This is a genomic window from Lacrimispora sp. 38-1, from assembly GCF_049890855.1.
GTDB lineage: Bacteria > Bacillota > Clostridia > Lachnospirales > Lachnospiraceae > Lacrimispora.
Genome location: NZ_JBANEW010000028.1, coordinates 13,298 through 34,654 on the forward strand (window position 1 = coordinate 13,298; position 21,357 = coordinate 34,654).

Annotated in this window: 14 protein-coding genes; 5 read left to right on the forward strand and 9 right to left on the reverse strand. The window is 41.7% G+C overall.

The window, feature by feature from the left end:
• Window positions 1-22: 22 nt before the first annotated feature.
• The 4 genes from V7D18_RS06680 to V7D18_RS06695 form a co-directional block, all read right to left on the reverse strand.
• Complete coding sequence (locus V7D18_RS06680; RefSeq protein WP_426152677.1) at window positions 23-2,509, reverse strand: right-handed parallel beta-helix repeat-containing protein; 2,487 nt, start codon at window positions 2,507-2,509, stop codon at window positions 23-25.
• Between the two features lie 56 nt (window positions 2,510-2,565).
• Window positions 2,566-3,387: a carbohydrate ABC transporter permease gene (locus tag V7D18_RS06685; protein ID WP_426152679.1), complete on the reverse strand. Its 822-nt coding sequence runs from the start codon at window positions 3,385-3,387 to the stop codon at window positions 2,566-2,568.
• Entirely contained in the window at window positions 3,384-4,265 is an 882-nt protein-coding gene (locus tag V7D18_RS06690; RefSeq protein WP_426152681.1) for a carbohydrate ABC transporter permease, read from the reverse strand. Before V7D18_RS06690 ends, V7D18_RS06685 begins: the two co-directional genes overlap by 4 nt.
• A gap of 105 nt (window positions 4,266-4,370) precedes the next feature.
• Entirely contained in the window at window positions 4,371-5,711 is a 1,341-nt protein-coding gene (locus V7D18_RS06695) for an ABC transporter substrate-binding protein (RefSeq protein ID WP_426152682.1), read from the reverse strand.
• A 198-nt stretch (window positions 5,712-5,909) separates the two neighbouring features.
• Between V7D18_RS06695 and V7D18_RS06700 the strand changes: the two genes are divergently transcribed.
• From V7D18_RS06700 to V7D18_RS06710, 3 genes are all read left to right on the forward strand, one after another.
• The gene (locus tag V7D18_RS06700) at window positions 5,910-7,703 is read left to right on the forward strand and encodes a sensor histidine kinase (protein ID WP_426152683.1); all 1,794 of its coding nucleotides are present in this window, start codon (window positions 5,910-5,912) and stop codon (window positions 7,701-7,703) included.
• A complete protein-coding gene (locus V7D18_RS06705; protein ID WP_426152685.1) occupies window positions 7,696-9,294 on the forward strand; it encodes a response regulator in 1,599 nt (532 codons plus the stop codon). Before V7D18_RS06700 ends, V7D18_RS06705 begins: the two co-directional genes overlap by 8 nt.
• A gap of 94 nt (window positions 9,295-9,388) precedes the next feature.
• Complete coding sequence (locus V7D18_RS06710; protein WP_426152687.1) at window positions 9,389-9,709, forward strand: helix-turn-helix domain-containing protein; 321 nt, start codon at window positions 9,389-9,391, stop codon at window positions 9,707-9,709.
• A 61-nt stretch (window positions 9,710-9,770) separates the two neighbouring features.
• Here the strand turns inward: V7D18_RS06710 and V7D18_RS06715 are convergent, their stop codons facing one another.
• The 5 genes from V7D18_RS06715 to V7D18_RS06735 all read right to left on the reverse strand — a co-directional run bounded on the left by V7D18_RS06715 (window position 9,771) and on the right by V7D18_RS06735 (window position 18,894).
• Window positions 9,771-12,935, reverse strand: a complete 3,165-nt coding sequence (locus V7D18_RS06715) for an AAA family ATPase (RefSeq protein ID WP_426152689.1) — start codon at window positions 12,933-12,935, stop codon at window positions 9,771-9,773.
• Window positions 12,932-14,101, reverse strand: a complete 1,170-nt coding sequence (locus V7D18_RS06720; RefSeq protein WP_426152691.1) for an exonuclease SbcCD subunit D — start codon at window positions 14,099-14,101, stop codon at window positions 12,932-12,934. The genes V7D18_RS06715 and V7D18_RS06720 overlap by 4 nt, the downstream gene beginning before the upstream one ends.
• A 169-nt stretch (window positions 14,102-14,270) precedes the next feature.
• Window positions 14,271-15,809 carry a HAMP domain-containing methyl-accepting chemotaxis protein gene (locus tag V7D18_RS06725; protein WP_426152693.1) on the reverse strand — a complete coding sequence of 513 codons (1,539 nt, stop codon included), beginning with the start codon at window positions 15,807-15,809 and terminating at the stop codon, window positions 14,271-14,273.
• 612 nt (window positions 15,810-16,421) lie between these two features.
• Window positions 16,422-17,723 carry a 2-hydroxycarboxylate transporter family protein gene (locus V7D18_RS06730; RefSeq protein WP_426152695.1) on the reverse strand — a complete coding sequence of 434 codons (1,302 nt, stop codon included), beginning with the start codon at window positions 17,721-17,723 and terminating at the stop codon, window positions 16,422-16,424.
• A gap of 1 nt (window position 17,724) precedes the next feature.
• A complete protein-coding gene (locus tag V7D18_RS06735) occupies window positions 17,725-18,894 on the reverse strand; it encodes an NAD(P)-dependent malic enzyme (protein ID WP_426152697.1) in 1,170 nt (389 codons plus the stop codon).
• A gap of 192 nt (window positions 18,895-19,086) precedes the next feature.
• On the opposite strand from V7D18_RS06735, the gene V7D18_RS06740 reads away from it, so the two are divergent.
• Window positions 19,087-20,703 carry an ATP-binding protein gene (locus V7D18_RS06740; protein WP_426152699.1) on the forward strand — a complete coding sequence of 539 codons (1,617 nt, stop codon included), beginning with the start codon at window positions 19,087-19,089 and terminating at the stop codon, window positions 20,701-20,703.
• Window positions 20,675-21,355: a response regulator gene (locus V7D18_RS06745; RefSeq protein ID WP_426152701.1), complete on the forward strand. Its 681-nt coding sequence runs from the start codon at window positions 20,675-20,677 to the stop codon at window positions 21,353-21,355. Before V7D18_RS06740 ends, V7D18_RS06745 begins: the two co-directional genes overlap by 29 nt.
• Window positions 21,356-21,357 lie beyond the last annotated feature (2 nt).

The window sequence follows — 21,357 nt, forward strand, 5'->3', positions numbered from 1 at the left end:
ATTATTAAAGGCAGGCAATTCTTTAGTTAAATGTTATTGAAGGACTCCAGTTAATTTCATCCGCTGCATTGGATCCATTTTGGTTTACGATAAAATAAATCAGATCTCCAGCTGATACACTAATGGTAAGCTGGTGGGTCAAACCGGTGGTATCCGATCCTCCAATGGTTTTCCAACCGCTATCCGGCCATATATTCTGACTATTTTTCATTATTTTGACTTTCACTCCGTCATAGCCCGAATTTACTTTCTTGGGATTGCCTTTTATTGTAATGTTCCCGGCATGAGGTGCTTTCCATGCCACCACAGTATCCGAGGTGTCGGGATGAAGCTGAGCCGGTGCCCAGATCAGACTGTACTGCTTTTTGCCTTTCCACCTGCTCACACTGCTGTCCCAGGTCATTTCCTCATAGCCTGATTCTGTTGTTTCCAGATAGTACCAGCCATTGCTTCCCTGTATACGGGAAAAATCAGAAGTTAAATTGTATTTTTCTTTTGTATTATATGTAATAAGGGGATTCCAATAAGTTCCATCACTATAGTTATTTCCATTTTTGTTTAAGACAAAATAAATCATTTCATCCTTTTTTACATCTACAGTAAAATTATGTGAAAGACCCGTTGTGTCTGCTCCTCCAATGTTCATCCAGCCGCTTTCCGGCCAGACCTGTGATGCGCCTTTCAGGATCTTTACCCGAACTCCATCATTGCCGGAATTAACCTTTTTCGGATTTCCTATTATCTGAATGGTTCCTGCTTTAGGCGCCTTCCATGCGAGTACCGTATCATTGCTATCGGGATGCATATTTCCGGGAGCCCATATCAGATTATAAGTACCGCTTCCTGTCCACTTATCCTGTCCTTCAGCCCATGTCAGTTCCTGATAGGTACCATTGACATCTTCCAGGTAATACCAATTCCTATTTCCCTGGATGGAGGCAAAATCTCTGGCAAATACATAGGTATCCTCATCCATCAGACCAGTGATTGTTGTCTGATGAGCTCCGATATCACAGGATCCTTTGTCCAGTTCATTTCCCCAAAAATCTTTACCGCCGTTATTTGGAATATAAATTCCTTTGCTTATACATGGAGAAGTATTGCGTATTTTAAAATGATCTGCGTATATCATCCCATCCTGTGCTGCCCCCGGACTAAAAAACTGGGGATCTTCCGTCACAGCATACTGGTCCACTGCATTGGCATCACATGGATAATACAAATTATTCTCGTAAACAGAAGATGCCCAGTCTGGTGTTGATTTAAAGTAGAATATATTGTTCCAAAACTTATGATTCTTTCCTGCATTGCCAAAGCATGCATCCAACTTTCCTTCACTTTTATAGAATGTGTTGTTATACAGTTCTGTCGGCATATCACCGGCTCGTATAATATATTTTTCATCATCTACACTGACATTATAGCGGAGTACCGTCTTAACATGACCGGGGTCTTTATTAATACCTGCACAATCCAACCAGAATCCTCCCTGGTTTCCATGGGTGTAATTATACTGGAATGTTGTTGTTCCTCCTGTTCCCCAGTCAGTATCAAAGGCAGTTCCATCACTTTCAAACAGTACGGTTCTCGCCACTTCATTATACTGGAAAAGCGCATCATCTGTACCGCAGGTCCATAAGCCTGCAATGATTTTCGTATCGGAAGAATTTCCAAGTGCGCCGGCATCGTAACAGAGATTATACTGAATAAGAGGTGAAACACAATTAGCCACAATCATTCCATCCGATCCGGTTCTGCTGATTGTATTGCCTTCAATTACCACATTGGTATGATACTGGTCAACAATGAAGTCTTCTCTCTGATTAATCCGGATACCACTGGTCAATACATCATGAACATAATTACCCTTAATAAGAACCCCGTCATAATGAACTGAGCTGGAAGACCGTCCAGGCATACTCACATAAATTCCAGAATTCCAGTACATGCTTTTGTAAGTATCCATAGCCCTTCTGTTTTCTCCCGTCACATCATGAACTTCACAGTCCTCTATGGTAATTCCGTGAGTGATCCCATCAGTTTTTCCGTTTATAAATATCCCCTGCCGTATGCCTCTTTGAGAAGCCTTATTTGTCACTTCGAAATTACGGATTGTCCAGTATTCCTGGGATTCAAGTTTAATTGCGGCTTCTGCTCCATTTCCCTCTATAAGCGGCTTCTCTCCTTCTCCATACATATCAAGAAAAATTGACGATGAACTGCTTCCTGATCCCAGAGGATGAAGCATTCCTGTCCATGTTCCTCCTGCTTTAAAACAGATTTTATTTCCGGGTGCAAATGTAGTGGAATTTATCTTATTTAAAGATTTCCATGCCGTTTGTTCCGAAGTCCCGTTGGCGTTATCATTTCCATTTATATCATCTACGTAATAGATAACTTCACCTGATCCCTGTCTTTCTAATCGTTTTGGTTCTTTTGCATATACATGGTTCCCTGCCAATGCAACACACATACTAACTGCTGTTAATAACATAAATGCTTTTTTCATATGCCCCTCCAAACTTTATATTTACACCACAAAACAAGATACTCTCTCCCTTCGGCTTATCCCTTAACAGCTCCTGATGTCATTCCCGAAATAATATGTCTTTGCAGTATCAGATAAACAATTGCTACAGGAAGAGTTGATAAAACCACATTTGCAAATACCAGCTGCCAGTCAGAACTATGATTTCCAAAGAAATTATATACCGTTAAAGGAAGGGTATAGTTTCTGGCACTGTTTAAGAAGTAAATGGATATTCCAAAATCATTCCATACTGCCATAAAATTAATAATTACCGCAGTCACTGTTACAGGCTGTAACAGTGGAAATATAATTTCAAAAAACAGCTGCGTATAACCAGCTCCGTCAATCCATGCAGATTCATCGATTTCTATTGGAATACTTTTAACAAAACCAGTATATAAAAAAACTGTAAAAGACATGTTGGCTACAATCAATACCAGAACAGCTGCCACCTCATGGGTCAGATGAAGATAATTACAAACAAAGTAGGTTGGTATGATCTGTAAAGGCAGGACAAGTCCAAATATTACTGTCATATTAATCATTTTTGAAAAAAATGTTTTTCTTCTTTCTAATACAAACGCCATGGTTGAGCATAGAATAATCAGCATTAAAACACAAATCACTGTAATCACCGTACTGTTAACAAATCCCCGGAAGATCCCTCCCTCCTTTATCATTTCCTTATAATTTTCAAAAATATGCCAGTTGGAAGGAAGCTTCATATTCATCATTGCCGCTTCCGTCTGGTCTTTAAAAGAATTGATGACCACCATAAATACAGGTATCAGAATAATCAGGGCACATAAACACAGTATCAGATTTAAGATCATCCCATACAGCTTTCTTTTTCTCACATCTCCACCTCCCTGTTTGCAATATACCGATAAGTGGGCATGGCAATTGCAGCAATCACTAATGCTAAAACAATACTGGCTGCACAGCCTTCTCCAAGTCTGCCTGCTCCAAAGGACTTATAGATCAGGGTCCCGAACACCTCCGTAGCCGAACCTGGTCCTCCCTGGGTGGTTGCCTGTATCAGATCAAATACTTTAAGGCCTCCGATGATACTTAAAATCAGTGCATTATTAAATGCCGGCAAAAGGAGCGGAAAGGTGATATACTTAAATTTCACAAATCCACCAGCTCCGTCAATTTCTGCCGCCTCATAGTATTCTCTTCCAATAGTCTGCATCCCAGACAGCAAAATCACCATGATAAATCCGGACCATTTCCATATTTCAATGGCACACACGGAAAAAATGGCAAGATGAGTATCCACAAGCCATGACTGGGCAAGAACACCCACCCCCATGGCACGGAGAGATGTATTAATAAGTCCGTCCGCCGGATGCATAAGAGAAGAGAAAATAAGTCCTACTGCCACCGTGTTAATAACAGCCGGCAAAAAGAATATGGTTCTCAGTGCATTTGTCAATGACGTTTTCCGGTTCAGTGCCACCGCCAGGGATAATCCGATTCCCATTTTAAAAATGGTGGTGACTACAGCGAAAATAAAAGAATTTCCAATTGCCCTTCTCATATTTGGCTGGGTAAATACATCTGCATAATTTTGCAGTCCTCCAAAACGGGCAGAAGATAAATCAAAACCAAGAATTTTTACAAACGACAGGATAATCCCCCCTGCGGCTGGAATAATAAAAAATATAATATAGAGTGTAAATCCCGGTATCGCCAGGGTATAGGAATATCTTTTTAATGTACCTGCATGCATAGTCTGCTCCTTAATTGAAACGGTTATAACAGAAATACCAGATACGGTAAGAGTATGATTTACTAATACAAATATCTGGTATTTCTTTTTTTTACTTCCAATGTTCTATTTCCAGTTTGTATCGCCCTGTGCCTTTGCATTGCGCTCTGTTTCTGCATCAAGCGCCTGCGCTACTTCACTGGCATCTTTTAACATTCCGGTATAATAATTTAACAAGGGCTCACTTAAATTTCCGTAGGAGTATTTATTGATTTCCTCCCAGTCAGTCATTGCTTTTCCACTGTCCATAATTTTCTTTAAATCAGCCGTTGATTTTGGAATATCACTGGTCACATTTTTATTTAAATAAACTCCTGGCTGTGCATCTGCATAAATTTGCTGTGCTTTCTGGGAAGCAATGAAATTGAGAGCCTTCTTACCAAGCTCCGTATCCTTGCAATTAGTGGTCAGCGCCAACGAGTAAGGTGTAAACATATTGATATAATTATCTCCTTCTGGAGTCGGCAGTGCAAAAGCACCTATGTCATCAATCTTATCCGGAAACTTTTTGTTAATGTTATCCGCACACCACGTTCCGTTAATGTACATGGCACACGTTCCGTCAGCCAGAGCCTGATGGGCATTATCCACTGTATCTGAGAGATACGTCTCGTTCACATACCCCAGATCAATTAAATCCTTCGTTCTTTGAATGGAATCAATAAAATTGGTGCAATCCCCATATTTCAGTTTATTTGTGTTGATCTGCTCCATCAGACCAAATGTATCCGTTCCTTTTTCAGCAGCATCGTTTAACAAACCGCTGATTGTGGGTGGCTGCACACTCCATGCATCCTTTCCGGAATAATATACAGGAGTTACACCTTTCTCCTTTATTTTTTCACAGACTGCTAAAAACTCATCCCATGTTTGTGGTATTTCTGCTCCAGCTTTCTCAAATACCTTTTTGTTATAGAATACGCCGGATAAAACCACGGAATCTATGGGAACCGCATACAGTTTTCCATTATATCGGAACGTTCCGTCCAGTGCTTTTTTGTCGTACTCTGAAACACATTCCAGTCCGGTTAAATCCACCAGTTTATCCAGACCATTGGCATAGGACTCCACCCACTGTGGTTTGTATACCTGAATGATGTCTGGCAGATCGTTTGTAGCAAACTTAGTCTGTAAAACCTGGTCTCCCTGAGAACCGCCCTGTATCTTAGATATCTCAAGCCTGAAGCCCAATTCTGTTGAATTATCATTGATATACTGTTCCAATGCCTGCCAGCCTGCTTTGTACCAATCCGTATACATCAGAACACTTAATGTCTTCACCTGTGTATCTGTCTTTGCAGCTGCACTTCCTTCACCAGACACCGCATTGCTTTTCCCGCAGCCAGATAAGCCAAAAGTCATCGTAACAGCCAAACCCATTGCCAGCCATTTTTTCCTTTTTTTCATCTTACCTATCCTTCCTTATTTGCTTTTCATGAACTAACCGGTTATTTCTTATACCTATCATACCATCCATCCTTAAAAAAAAGCATTGCACTTTCTTTCACTTTATAGGATTTTTTTACACTTTTTATATACAACTTGACATATATTCTTATAAATTTTATGATACTTTTATAATACTTTACCAAATAAGGAGACATAATGAAGAGGCCCTTTACAAGTATCCGCTACAAATTCATATTTTCGATGACTGTTATATTTCTTCTTTTTGCTGCTGCTGTACTTAGTATTTGGTATAACGCTTTAAAAAAAGAAGCGGCTTCTACTGCCATTCGAAATTCTGAGCATTTACTGCAGGTTTCTAATACTATTTTTGAGAAGCAGGTAATGGACATTATTAATGTAGCCGCCTTAACCTCCGTTCGTTCCAGCAATTCCCTGTCAACAAATATTATTACCATACTTTCAAGGAATGACTTGACAGATGCAGAAATTGTAAATTACCGCAGAACCGCTTCCGACTACTTAATCAGTCTTTGCAGCTTTAAAAATAATTTAAATGGTCTTATGCTAAGTGATTTTGATGGAAATACCATTACTTACGGTCTTCCCACCTCTTTTGAGACAATGTCTCGGAACAACTGGATTTCTTTGGTAAAAGACAGCAGTAATACAATGTTTTTTATTCCTCCCCATTATCCCCATGAATGGTATAACACACAAAAAGATATGGTTTTTTCCGTATTAAAACCCGTTTATGGTTTTACCCGCCAAAAGATTGGATTTGTAAATGCAGACATCAGCGCTAACCTTTTTGAAGAGTGCTTTAATACCAGCTCTCCTTCTTCCTCTTCTTTGTATGTAATCAATCAACAGGAGGGACGTGTACTTTTTCACCCGTCAAATAATTTACTGTCTTTGGAATCGGATACGTCAGTACTTTCGGAAATTATAGACCGGATCACTTCAAATTCCGGTCATTTTTTCATACAAGATTCGCAGAATGGTAACACACTGGTCGTCTACCGTACCTCCTCTCTTACAAATTGGACTACATTAAATATGATTCCGGAAAAAGAAATTGTATCGGCCTTTACCGATACCTTACACGATATTATTCTGATCACACTTGTTCTTGTGGCAGCACTGATTGTCTGCGTATTTTTGATTACTTCCCTATTAACACAAAAAATACGCCTTCTTGCAAATGCTGTAAGGCGTATTGACGGAGATAATCTTGATCTTCCCATATATATTAATACAAAAGATGAAATCGGAGCTTTATTCAGCCAGTTTAAATCAATGCTGGATCGAATTAAGGATCTGCTTTGGGAGGTGAAAGATAAAGAAAAAGCAAAACACCGGGCAGAGATCGGAGCGCTTCAGTTTCAGATGAATCCCCACTTTTTATACAATTCCTTAAATACAATCAAATTCCTGTCTTCTCTACAGGGTGCTGACAACATAGGTAAAGTAGCAGAATCTCTTTCCTCTATGATGCATATCAATATGGACGGAAGATCATTTATACGGGTTGAAGAAGACAAAAAATTTTTAGAATCTTATCTGGAAATACAAAATTACCGTTATACCAATACGTTTCAATTTCAAATTCAGGTTCAAAAAGATGCCGCAGCCTGTATGATCCCAAAACTACTGGTTCAACCCCTTGTAGAAAACGCTTTAAAACATGGCTTGAAAGAAAAGAACTCAGATGGCATTCTCCTGGCAGACTATCATATTGATGAAGATTGTCTGAAAATCATTGTAGAAGACAACGGACAGGGAATCAGCGAAGAACGTATTCAGGAAATACTCTGTAACAATCAGAATGAGAATGCCGGACATATCGGCATACATAATATCCGGGAACGGCTGCACATGTATTTTGGCTCTGAATATGATATAGAAATTATTAGCCAGCCGGGCATTTTTACGCGTTTTGAAATCATTCTTCCATTGATCTATGACAACGAGGTGACTAATTATGTATAACATATTAATTGTAGATGATGAAGTATTAGTTCGCACCCATTTAAAATTATTGCTGCAGAATCTGTCCAATGAATTTACAGTCTGCGGAGAAGCAACGAATGGATTGTCCGCACTGGAAAAAATACCGCGGATCCAGCCTGATATCATTTTTTCCGATATGCGAATGCCAGTTATGGATGGTTTAGAGTTATGTCGTCAGGTAAAGAATCAATATCCTGATATTCAGATTATTGCTTTAAGCAACTACGATGATTATACTTATGTCCGTGGAGCTTTAAAAAACGGTGCCCTTGATTATGTCTTAAAGCATAAATTAAATGAAGAGTATCTTCTTTCCCTGTTAACGGAGTTAAAAAAAAATCTGAATGTCCAAAGCGGCTTAAAATCATTTCCGAACCGAACCGTATCTGCATTAAGAGAAAAATTTGTCAACGACCTATTAGGAGAAGTCTTTCTCTCAGAAAAAGATATTGAAACAAATATCCGTTTTCTTGGGATTAACCTGGACCTTACACATCTCATTCCCATTATTCTTTCTGTAGATGACTATGCCAGGATTGAACAGCAAAACAACCTGAATCAGAAAAATATATTAAACTTCTCCATTTGTAATATAGGTAATGAGATTTTAAGCAAATACCCTACTGGAATATTAGCTCATATAGAGAAGGAAATCTATTGTATCCTTCTTTCCTTTGCCAGCGAAGTAAGCCAGGCAAAGATAGAAGGGACTATAAACTCCCTGCTTCAGCAGATATCTTCCAACTATAAAAAATATTTAAATATCTCCGTCAGTTTTTGTGTAGGAGAAACAACCGGTCACATCATTGATATCAGCCATTCCTATACAAGGGCCCTGGAAACCATAAGGCTTACATTTTATTCCGACAGACAGTCCATCCTGCGTACAAAATCAGTTCCAATACCTCCTTCCGATTTAGCAGGGCTTGATTATTCCCTGGAAAAATCTCTCCTCTCCCTGGCACAAAAAGGAGATTATGAAAAAGCGGAAGAAATCATACAAAAATTATTTCAGAACATGGCTGATCAAAAGGAAAACCGCTCCAGTGTCCAAATGAAATGCACCGACTTACTTAGCATCATAACCAGAATCTCTAAAAAGAATAAACTGGATTTAAATAAAATCATTGCAGATAAAATTTCTCCTGATCAGATCTTCATACAGTTTCATACAATGGCACAGTTTTCCGAATGGTTTCTTGATTGTTTTTTGAATATGTGCAGGGAAATTAAACTTCAGCTGCCCGGTGATTCCAGTTATGTTAAATCCGCTATTGCATATGTTAACCGCGACTACTCAAAACCAATTTCCCTGCAGAGCATTGCAGATGAAATAGGAATCAGCATCGGATATTTAAGTACAATTTTTAAAAATGAGACCGGACACGGTTTTACGGATTATTTAAATTCTCTTCGTATCTCAACTGCTGTTCATTTGATGGAACTTGGTGAAAGAGATTTTCATAAAATCGCAGAAGAATGCGGATTTCAGGACTACGCTTATTTTTTTAAAGTATTCAAAAAACGTATGGGCACTACACCCAAAACGTATTTAAGAAGATTTGAATGAGAGAAACAAAAAAATATTGTCTGTTTTCTATTGAATCATCGCAAATAGTCTTCTATAATTGAAATATTAAGTTTTTGGAAGGAGAATGATACCAATGGATGAGAATTACATACCGATAAGACTGGCACAGCTTCGGACAAAAAAAGGCATATCTGCCAGAGAAATGAGCCTTTCGCTGGGACAGACAGAAAATTACATCAGCGATATCGAATCAAAAAGTACGACACCGTCAATGGAACACTTTCTGTTGATTTGTGAATTTTTCGGAATATCGCCAAGGGAATTTTTTGATGAAGAAAATCCAAACCCCATCCTGCTTCATGAACTGATCACAGAACTGGAGCCATTAAAGGATCAGGATTTCGACAATCTGTTAAACCTTCTGTTTGAAGGTCAGAAAAAATTAAGGAAATAGCTGCAGGAAACAAGCGGGAAAACTGACAGTTATGATCCCAGTCTCCCGCTTTAAGCACTTATCAAATGGCAGTTATATGATCCAGATCCCACCGGATTTTACTGCCACTCTCACTTTTTATAACAGTCAGTTTCTTATCAATCTGCTCTTTTAATTCGCTTACATGAGAGATAATTCCAATCAGCCTGTGTTCCCCTGCCAGCTCTAAAAGAATTCTCACTGCCCTTAATCTGGATTCCTCATCCAGTGATCCGAAGCCTTCATCAATAAACATTGCATCCATCCGCACATTTCCAGCCGTCCTTTGAATAATATCCGCCATTCCCAGAGCCATCGCGAGGGCTGCCATAAAGGATTCTCCGCCAGACAATGTTTTCACATCACGTACCTGGCCGGTGGCCAGACTGTACACATCAAGATCCAGTCCAACCTCCCCCTGTTTCCCTAATGAATTTAAATCCCGGCATTGCAGAAGGAACTGACCGTCAGACATGACCTTTAACCGTTTATTTGCGGCATGGACCATCTGATTAAAGTACTGGCGCTGCACATAGGTCTGGAAATCCAGGCTTACGGAAAGCTTTCCATTGGCTGTCTGGTTTAGGCTGTGGTACAGCTGGTATTGCTTTTCCAGCTCTTTCCGTTCCTTCCAAAGCTTCTTTAAATTGCTTTCTGCCCGTTCTGCACGGCTTTTGATCCCTGCGATTTCCGCAGATTTCAGCTGCAGAATCTTTTGCTCTTTTTGCAGGGCATCTGCTTCTTCCTCCCAGAGCGATGTATCGATTCGTTCCCGTCCTTTTGTCTCATCTTTGTACTGATTAAAAATCGTTTCGGCAGTGAGACATGCTTCCTCGTAGCCCCTTACCTCCTGCTGCCAGGTTTTTATCTGTTCTGAAGACATCTTTGCTTTTAAATATTCTTCTTCATCAGAAAAGCCCAGCCTGCAAAGCTGTGAGAAGTAAGCTTCTTTTGTGCTCTCCTGTGCAGTTAAAAGCACCTCTCTGTTCTCTTTTAATGAAGCCAGACGTCCCCTCTTCTCCCGTTCCTCTTCCGATAGCAGAAGAAACTTTTCATTTGCCTCCTTTTCTGCCGAAAGCAGCAGATCTATTCTGTTCTTCAGCTTTTCCTGCTGGATTTTCGCCTGCCTCAAATCCGGATAGGGAAGTCTTTTTTCCAATTGCTCCCGTTGTGCGGACAGGGCGGAATTTTTCACTTTCTTATCCTGCCATACACTCCGGAGTTCTTCTCTTTCCCTTTCCAGTATGGTTATGCGGTTTCGATCCTTCTGTTTATTTTCTATCAGGCTCTTTAGCTTTTCTTCTGCTTTTCTGGCTTGTTTTTCTTCATCCTCTGCTTTTATCAACAGAAGTTTTGTTTCTTTCTCTTTAACAATTAGCTGTTCTTCCAATGAATCCCAGTCACTGGAGGGGTCGAGCAGCAGACCGGCCTCCTTTTTTATCAGTTCTTCCTGATGGCGGCAGCTTTCCTGTTTTTTAACAGCCAGCAGTTCTGCTTCAGACCGGCTCTCATTTGCCTGATCCCGTTTCATTCTGGCCTCATCTACCATTTCTGCAGTGATTCTCTCCCCGGAAAGCTTCGCTTTTTGAGGGTGATGAACAGAACCACAGACAGGGCAGGGATTTCCCTCGATCAGGTCACGGGCCAGCAGGCCTGCCTGCTGGTTAAAAAAACTTTGATAGCGGATGGAATATTGGAACTGAGCTTCTTCATATGCAGTCTGTGCGGCTTCTTCAGACAGCCTGAGCCGGGCCAGTAAAAGCTGGTCAGAACGTATCTGTTTTAATGCCGGAAACAGATTTTTCAGAGCCTCTTCCTTTCCCGTATACTCAGCTTTCAAAAGTCTTAGCTCCGGGAGTTTTGCGGCGGCGGCGGTTAAAAGTTCCTGCTGCTTTTCATATTCTTTTAAGCGCAGGCTGATTCTTCCATATTCATTTTCTGCTTCCTCAAACCGTTTTTGGGACTCCTCTTCTTCTTTTTTTCTGATCCGGCACAGTTCTTCTGTTTTTCTCCAATCCTCATACAGAGGCATGGATGAATTCAACCGGTCTAAAAGAATCGAAAGTTTTGGAACTTCATTTTGTGATACCTCCCGGCTTTCCATAGCTGCTTTCTTTGCCACAGCCAGTATTTCCTCTGTTTTTTTAAGCTCTTCCTCAAGCCACTTTTCCCGCTTCAGAGCTGCTTCACAGTCACTTTTTTTATCCTTATACTGTATCTCCGCCGTATATGCTTTTTCAGCAAGCTCCCCTCTGGCAAGCTGTTCTTTCTTCCTGTTCCAGTCATCACTTTGAAGCTTAAGCGCCTTTACACGGTCAGAAGCTTCCTGTAACCTGTCAAAAAGCCGGTTCTGTTCCAGTGCCAGATTTCGTTTGCTTTGCACACTGGAGAGAAGTTCACTGTTTTTTTCCCTCTCATCAGACAGCAGCTTTTCTTTATCACGGATTTCATTTAAAATGGCGGACAGTCTGTTTATAATCTCTTCCGTTTTGGTCTCCGGATATTCCAGCAGTTTAAGCCACTCATCTTCATGAATGCTGTCCTGTAACAGCTCCACGTTTCCTGTCTCATGGATGGTCAGCTTTCGGTTATCCTCCAGCTTTCCGGCATAAAAGTTATTTTTTTCCTTTAATTTATACTGGATGCGGCTGTAAATTCCTGTATTGAAAATTCTGGAAAAGATCTCTTTTCTCTCCCTGGAGGCAGCGAGAAGAAGTTTTAAATAATCTCCCTGTGCAATCATCGCAATCTGGGAAAACTGGCTTAAATCCACCCCGATGATCTCTTCAATCTTCTGGTTGATATCACGGAGATTACCCGCAAATTCCAGACCAGTTGGAAGAATCAGGGAGGCTTTTGCAGGAACTGATATTTTAGCATACTCTCCGTCCTTATTCTTCCGTTTACTGATTCTTAAATAAGACGGGCTTCTGGTAATCTCATATATTTCCCCCTGCTCTAAAAAGCGTAAGGCAACAAAGGTTTCCCTATCCCCGTCTGCATACTGGCTGCGCATCATGGAGGGTTCTCTTCTTTGTCCGCTGGTTTCACCAAAAAGGGCAAAGGAAACAGCATCAAAGATCGTAGTTTTTCCAGAACCGGTATCTCCGGTGATCAGAAAAATTCCATGTCCGGCTATTTCAAAATCTACCGTTTCCACATCTTTGTAGGAACCGAACGCAGACATCGTCAGTTTCAGCGGTTTCATAATCCTTCCTCCTCCTTTGCTTCCTGCACAATTTTCTCCATGGCAAGATAAGCTTCCTCTGTCATCTCTTCCCCGCTTACCGTCTTATAAAACTGCCGAAAGGCTTCCAGTGGATTTAAAACGGGTACCCGCTCCTCTTCCTCCATCATTTTTTCCCTGGTGCGCACATTGTCCACCTTCAGTTCCAGCAGATAATCGTAAACTTCCTTTAACTGTTCTCTGATCCGGTAAGGCTCCTCTTCATCAGTTAAGGTAACGCTCACAAAATCGTGGCGGTTTTCATCGTCTGCGCGGCTTAAAACCTCTTCTAAAGTACCTCTTTCCCGTCTCACCTCCTGAATTCCCCGAAGAGGAAGAGCTTCAAAGTCAGGTTCTTCGCCCTTTGCTCCCATATGTATGACAGTGATTCCTTTCCTGTGATGCTCCTCACTGACCGAATATTTAAATGGCGTCCCACAGTAGCGGATCCAGTCCTTTGAAACCTTCTGGGGTCCGTGAAGATGCCCCAGCGCTACATAATCAAACGCCGGAAGTACGGAAACGTTCACCCGGTCCAGTCCTCCGGCCATAATGACCGCCTGCTCTGATTCACAGGTTTCCGGGTCTGTGCTTCCCCCGGTATAAAACTGATGGGATAAAAGGACATTTCGCTCCCCAGTGTCTATGATTTCTCTTGCCAGAACCTCCCTGACGGCATTTTCGTATCCTTCGGGCTGGCTGTCCGGGAAAAGATTTCTTACGTATCCGGGCTTTAAAAAAGGCAGCAGATAGAAATTAACCGGTCCGGATTCATCGGAAAGCACCACTTTTTTTAAGTACTCATCCTGACTTTGAGGCGGCATCACTGACAAATGAATGGAGTGCTTTTCCAAAAATGAACCCGCATAGGAAAGCCTTTCGGGAGAATCATGATTTCCGGCTATGATAAGAACTGCCGGCTGCGGTCTGATCATGGAAAGCGCATCTAAAAATCCTCCGAATATGGTATAGGCTTCTGCTGAGGGAACTGTTTTATCATAAATATCGCCGCAGATTAAAATTGCATTGGGTTTTTCCACAGCTGCATAGTCCACAATCTGGTTTAACACAGCTTTCTGGTTTTCCGTTAAGCTGTAACCGTTTAACTGTTTTCCGATATGTAAGTCGGACAAATGAAAGAGTTTCATCGTTATTCCTCCCCTCTCTTTTTATCTATCATATCATAAGGAGCTTACTCTGAACAGAAGGATGAAAAAACAGACATCAGGTTGTCCTCTTAAGAATATCTGATGTCTGCTTCTCATCTGTTACCATAAAAACGATTCTTTGGATGATCTTCCTCCCGCCTACGAAACATTAATACTTTGAAATTGAACCGGCAGCTGCTGCCGATGCATGTTTCATATCGTCAAAAAGTCCCCTGGACTTTGATCTGCCATGATTTGTATATTCCTCATGAAGCTTGAATTTTTTCACTTCCTGCTGCAGCATTTCAGCCTGCGCAGCAAGTTCTTCACTGGCCGCTGAGCTCTCTTCTGCCGTAGCTGCGTTGGTCTGTACAACTGCAGACACCTGTGACAGTCCCTGGTTAATCTGCTCGATGGCTCCTGCCTGTTCGGTGGAGGCAGCTTCGATCTCCTTAATAGCCTGTTCCACCATCTGAGCCTTTTCTTCCACAGTAAATAACAGTTTTAGTGTATCATCGGCAAGGCGTTCACCATGAGATACCATGGCGACGGATTTTTGAATTAAATCTGCCGTCTGTTTTGCGGCATCTGCAGATTTTGCTGCCAAATTGCGCACTTCGTCAGCCACTACAGCAAATCCTTTACCGGCATCGCCTGCACGGGCTGCTTCCACAGCAGCATTGAGCGCAAGAATGTTAGTCTGAAATGCAATATCCTCCACAAGCTTTGTGATTTTGGATATCTCCTGAGATGACTCTCCAATCTCCTTCATTGCAGTATTTAACTCCTGCATATGTTCGTTACTCTCCACAACGCCCTGGCCGGCCTGATTTACATATCCGGCTGCATTGGCAACGCTCTGGGCATTTTTTGATGCCTGTTCCGCCACACTGCCGATGGATGCATTTAACTCCTCCAGTGTTGCTGCCTGTTCGGTCGTTCCGCTGGATAAAGCCTGGGCACCGTCAGATACCTGACCGGATCCGGAATTAACCTGTTCTGCAATGGCTGTGATAGAAGACGCCAGGTTATGAAATTTTTCAACCAATTCTGCCAGCGCTTTACCAAGAATATCCTCTTCTGAACGTATGGTAACAACGGTTGTTAAATCACCGTCCGCAATTGCCCGGGTTGTCTGGGCCTGCTGGATATTATTGATAATCATCTGGTCGAACGCACTTGCCAGACCGCCGACTTCATCCTTCCTGGCAGCCCAGGCTCTTTCTTTTTCACCCGCAATTCTGTCAACTCCAAAATCTCCCACAGCAACCATGCTTGCAAACGACTCAAAAATATACAGGGGATAAGCAATGATATCTGACATATATCTGGAAAGATATATGGAAAGAATAACAGAGACCAGTAGAATCAATGCAATTATAATGATAATAACCAGTGCAGCCCTGGTATTTGCATTTGCGGCCGCCACACTTTCGCCCGAAATCTTATCAGACAGAGCAGATAAATCATTGAATAATTTGTCAGCCTGATCAGACACTGCATCATCAGATGCTGCTAACTGAACAGCTGTATTATTTATATCATTCAGCGCTTTATTATTTTCGTTGAAGATACGGCTATAGCTTCTATTAATATTCAGCACTGAAAAGATACCCACACCGGCAATAATCACGGTAAGTGCAACAACCAGAAGATAGCTGATTAACAGTTTCTTTGCAACTTTTAAATCTTCAAACCACTTTTTCACTTTGCATTCCCTCTTTCATTTATTCCGGATAACTGACACCGGTCTTCTCTTTTGTATCTACCCGCAATTATTTAAGTTATTATCATAGGACACCTCCGTTTTCTCTGTCTTTTTAAGCTTTTTCACGCCTGCGTGCAATTTTCGCAGTATATCTCATACTGTGTACACGGCTATGAAAACATAAGAAATACGGTGGTTTATAGCAGTACTGACGGTTGTTGAGACGGCGATTAAACCTATTATACTGGTATAGAGGGATAACATTAAAGAGGGGATAGATACTTACAGCAGTATTGATCCGACAGAATATCAAGATGACGCAGTCATTGACGGCGTTCTGAAATGAATGAGTTTATGTCATATAAATTTCAAGTAAAATTCCTCTTTTTTTCTTACAATTGTACTAAATATCGTTATATAAACTGTTGTTTGACAAAGAAAACCAATTACTTTATAATGAGAATTGTCGAAATATATATAATTTTGCAACCGCAGTATGAGATATACTGCGCAAAAAGTCACCTTTTTTCCAACCATTATTGAATATAATTCACTAAAAATCCTCCAATAAAGATTTTTATTGGAGGACCTGTTTATACCCTTTTAATATATTTAAAATAAGATCTGAGTCAGCAGACTTGCTACAATCAGAATGAGTGCACCGCAGATTCTGGTAGCAATCTGGGCAAATGGAAGAAGCTCCATTCTTTTGGCTGCAGAAAGTACCGCGATATCTCCTGTACCGCCCATATTGGTGGTGCAAAGCCCGGCAGTAATAGCAGATTCTACCGGATAAAAACCAACCAGATAGCCGCCGATAGCGGCACCTACGGAAACGCTTCCAACTACTACAAATACAAGAAGAAGATACATGGGGCTCACAGCTTTCGCTACTGCGCCTAAATCAATCATGGAAATTCCGATTCCCACTAAAAGAGCACTGGTCCAGTTTTTCATAACAAACTGGGACCACTGGCGGGCTGAATCCTCAAATTTCACAGGAATAAAGCCACAGGCCTTGCTCACAGCCACCAGAATAATCATCCATGCATAAGAGTGAACTGCTGGAACAAATTTATTGATAATAACACCAAGTAAAAAGAAAAACATAGCAGTAATCATACCGATTCCCAATTCTTCCAGACTGACAGAAGAATTCTTCTTTTCATTCATTTCAGAATTGTGATTTCTCATGAGACGGCCGTTTCCAGTTAAACCTGGTTTTACATCTCCCAGCTTTGCAAGGAGTCCGGCGCCAACAATCGCCATTACATTTCCCAGAGTAGAAGCTGGTATCATCCGCGATATGACAGCTGCAGAATCTGTGTGAAGCGCTTCCGCATACATGCCGGACAGCGGAACCACCCCGGCTCCCATTCCGCCTCCCATCATGGGGATTGCCACATACATTACTGCATCTACAAAGCCATAGCCAACCAATGCACCCACTGCGCCCACACTTAAGATTGCAACGGTCATGGCGCAAAGAGCAACCGGGAGAAACCTTACTGCTGCTTTTAACAGAAGTGACCGGTCCATACCAAGGATACTTCCGGTAATTAAGGCCGCTATGTAGAAATTTAAAAATCCGGTTTTATTCATAAACTGGTCTACATTTTCCACTACGTTTTCCGGAATCAGACCGGTATAAACAAGAGTAGCTGAAGCAAAGATACACACAATCGCACCACCGCCCAAAAAGGTTTTGACAATAGGAAGATTATTTCCAATGATATTAAAAAGTCCCCCAAAAATCATCATAACAAGCAGCGCACCGATCATGCCGGACGGAAGCCATTTCATGGCAATGGAAACCGCAGTCACTGCGGTGAAAGCCAGATAAATGGGCAATGGAATTCCGGATATTTTAATGCTCATAATCGAAAACCCCGAAGTGCTTTTTTCTTTTTCCATCTTATTTTACTACCCCCTGCTCCACAGCTTTTTGCTTCACCGCTTCTGCAACCACTTTTGCCACGCGTTCGTCAAATGCACCCGGTATAATATACTCTTCTGTCAGTTCCTCTTCCTTTATGATTCCTGCTATGGCATAAGCAGCCGCAATCTTCATCTCTTCCGTGATATCCGTGGCTTTCGCATCAAGAGCTCCACGGAAAATCCCCGGAAATACCAGTACATTGTTGATCTGGTTCGGGAAATCGGAACGTCCTGTTGCAATGATTCTTGCTCCGCCTTCCTTTGCTTCATCAGGCATGATCTCAGGAGTTGGATTTGCCATTGCAAATACAATTGGATCCTGTGCCATAGAGGCAACCATCTGGGAAGTAACGATTCCAGGAGCAGAAACGCCGATAAAGACATCTCTTCCTTCCATGATATCTTTTAAATCTCCCCTCTTATTTTCCGGATTCGTAACCTGAGCCATCATCTTCTGGGCATCGTTCATCCACTCCTCCCCTTCTGCCAGTGCACCCTTTTTATCTACCAGAATAATATCTTTCATTCCGATGGATAATAAGAGCTTGCAGATTGAGATACCGGCTGATCCGGCTCCGTTGATCACTGTTTTTACCTCTCCGATTTTCTTTCCCACAACCTTTAACGCATTGATGATTCCGGCAGATACCACAATTGCGGTTCCGTGCTGGTCATCATGGAATACGGGAATATCCAGTTCCTCTTTTAAACGGCGTTCTATTTCAAAACATCTGGGGGCTGAGATATCTTCCAGATTGATTCCACCAAAACCAGGCGCCAGATAACGGACCGTTTTAATGATTTCCTCTGTATCTTTTGTATCCAGACAAATCGGGAATGCATCCACTCCGCCAAAGGCTTTAAAAAGAATGGATTTGCCTTCCATTACGGGCATAGCCGCTTCGGGACCGATATCTCCCAAGCCCAGTACTGCTGTTCCGTCTGTCACCACAGCCACCAGATTTCCCTTTGCAGTATAACGGTACACTTCGGATTTATCATCTCTGATCTTTCTGCATGGCTCTGCCACACCCGGAGTATACGCAGTGCTCAAATCCTCTCTGCATTTTACTTCTACCTTTGAGATCACTTCGATTTTTCCTTTGTTTTTTTCATGAAGCTCCAGTGCAAGCTTGTTATAATCCATAACTTTTCACCTTTCCCTTTCGTTGACTTTTTGATATAACCGTATCGTATCACTGCTGCCGGCGTTTTGAAATCTTGTGAACATTATTAAAAACTTATGTAAGTAAAGAAAACGGATTTTAAGATTATCCCGATACCCGTTGATTTTCCTGCCCACATCTAATACAATAGTTTCATCGAGGGGAGGTATTAAATGAAAGAAAAACCACTGGAACACCAGATATATGTTTCCCAGATTTTCAGCATCATCCTTGCCATATTACTGTCTTTGGGTGTATCGCTTCATTATAATCTGGTGACAAAAAGAAATTCTCTGGATATGAATATAAAAAATGCCGGTATTTTTATCTCCGGGATGCCGGAAGTAGCTGACATGTTAAAAAAGGGACAGCCCTCAGAAGCCTTTAACAAACGCATGGATCTGTTAGTGAAAGAACTGGATTATATTGATGTTGTTACCATCTGTAATAATGACAGCATCCGTTTTTATCATAATAATAAGGCACTGATCGGAAAAACCTTTGTAGGCGGTGACGAAACCGCTATCTTAAATGGCGCTTCCCCATATATTACAAACGGAAAAGGAACTCTTGGAAGTCAGCGCCGTGCTTTCTTTTCCATAAAAGACGATCAGGGTAAAATCATCGGCTTTGTGATGGTTTCTGTTCTGACCACCAGCATTTCCCAGCTTACCAGAAATATTCTGCTTGTTTTTTTACTCCTGGCTTTCGTACTCCTGTCCATGGGTTTTCTTGTATCGGGAATCCTGTATAACAGGTTAAAAAAAATACTTTTAGGTTATAAGCCGGAGGAATTCCGTAAGATTCACATCGAAAGAAAAGAAGTGCTTGATGCCCTGGAAGAGGGAATCTTTGCCATTAATACCGAAGGAGAGCTGATCCTTATCAATGAATCGGCTAAAAAAATACTGGATCTGGATACCATGCCTGAGTACGGAACACGACTGACAAAGCTTTACCCGGAAACCAGACTTCCCCATGTCCTTCAGACAGGAATGCCGGAATATAATATCAGCCTTATGATAAAAGGAAAACACATTATATCAAACCGGATTCCCATCATCGAAAATGGGAAAACTGCAGGGGCCGTATCCATCTTCCGAAACAAAACGGAATACACCCGTCTGGCAGAGGAACTGACGGGAGCCCGGTACATGGTGGAAACACTCCGCGCCTTAAATCATGAATTTAAAAATAAGCTCCATGTAATCCTTGGATTTATCGAGATGGGACAGCCGGAAAAGGTAACTGATTTTATCATCAACACCAGCATGGCATCCACACTGGCTGTGAGTGAGGTTACAAAACAGATACAGGTTTCCAGTATCGCAGCGCTTCTGATCGGGAAAATTATCCGTGCAGGTGAACTGGGCATCCGTCTCACCATCAAACCCGATAGCTCCTGCCTGGAATCAGAGCTCCATCTGCCTGTTGATTTATACATTACCATTCTGGGTAATCTGATTGAAAATGCCATTGAAGAATTAAATGAACAGAGCAGCGGAATTAAAGAAATTGAAGTCGGGATCAATATATGGCAATCGGGAAGCATTCTTTCTGTTGACGATACCGGAAGGGGAATCCCTGCCGCCATGAGGGATAAAATCTTTGAAAAAGGATTTTCCACAAAAGGGGACGGGCGCGGATCCGGCATGTGCCTGATTAAGAATCTGGTAGACCAGCATCACGGAATCATTGAGATGGAATCCGAAGAAAATACAGGTACTTCATTTACTATCACCTTTACAGAGGAGGAACATCATGTATCAGGTAATCATTATAGAGGATGACCCTATGGTAGCTTCTATTAACAGACAATATGTGGAGTTAAATAAATATTTAAAGGTAACCGGCCAGTTCTCCAATGGAAAAGACGCACTGAACTATTTGAAGGATCATACTGCGGATCTGGCGATTATGGATGTTTATATGCCCGTCATGGATGGAGTGGAACTCCTTACTGAGATACGCAGGCTCCAGAAACACATAGATGTGATTATGGTAACTGCCGCAACCGATGCCTCTCATGTTAAAAAGCTGTTAGGGCTGGGAGTCATTGATTATCTGGTAAAGCCTTTTGAATACGTGCGTTTTAATCACGCACTGGCACGGTTTATGGAACATCAGGAACTGCTTAGGCAGGAGACCTTCTCCCAGGAACAGCTGGATTCTCTGTTTGAGCTTTCTTCCGGAACCTCTTCCCAGCAGGAGGTTCTTCGAAAAGGTCTTCAGGAAAAAACTCTGGATACCATTTTATCCTACATGAAAGAGCACCCGGCAGATGCCCTCACAAGCGAAACAGTTGCAGAAGAAGTTCATTTGTCCCGTGTAACCGTACGCAGGTACATGAATTATCTTCTGGATAAAAAACAGATTGTCAGTGACATTGATTATACAACCGGAGGGCGGCCCTCAATTATATACCGGTATGTAAAAGAGTAACA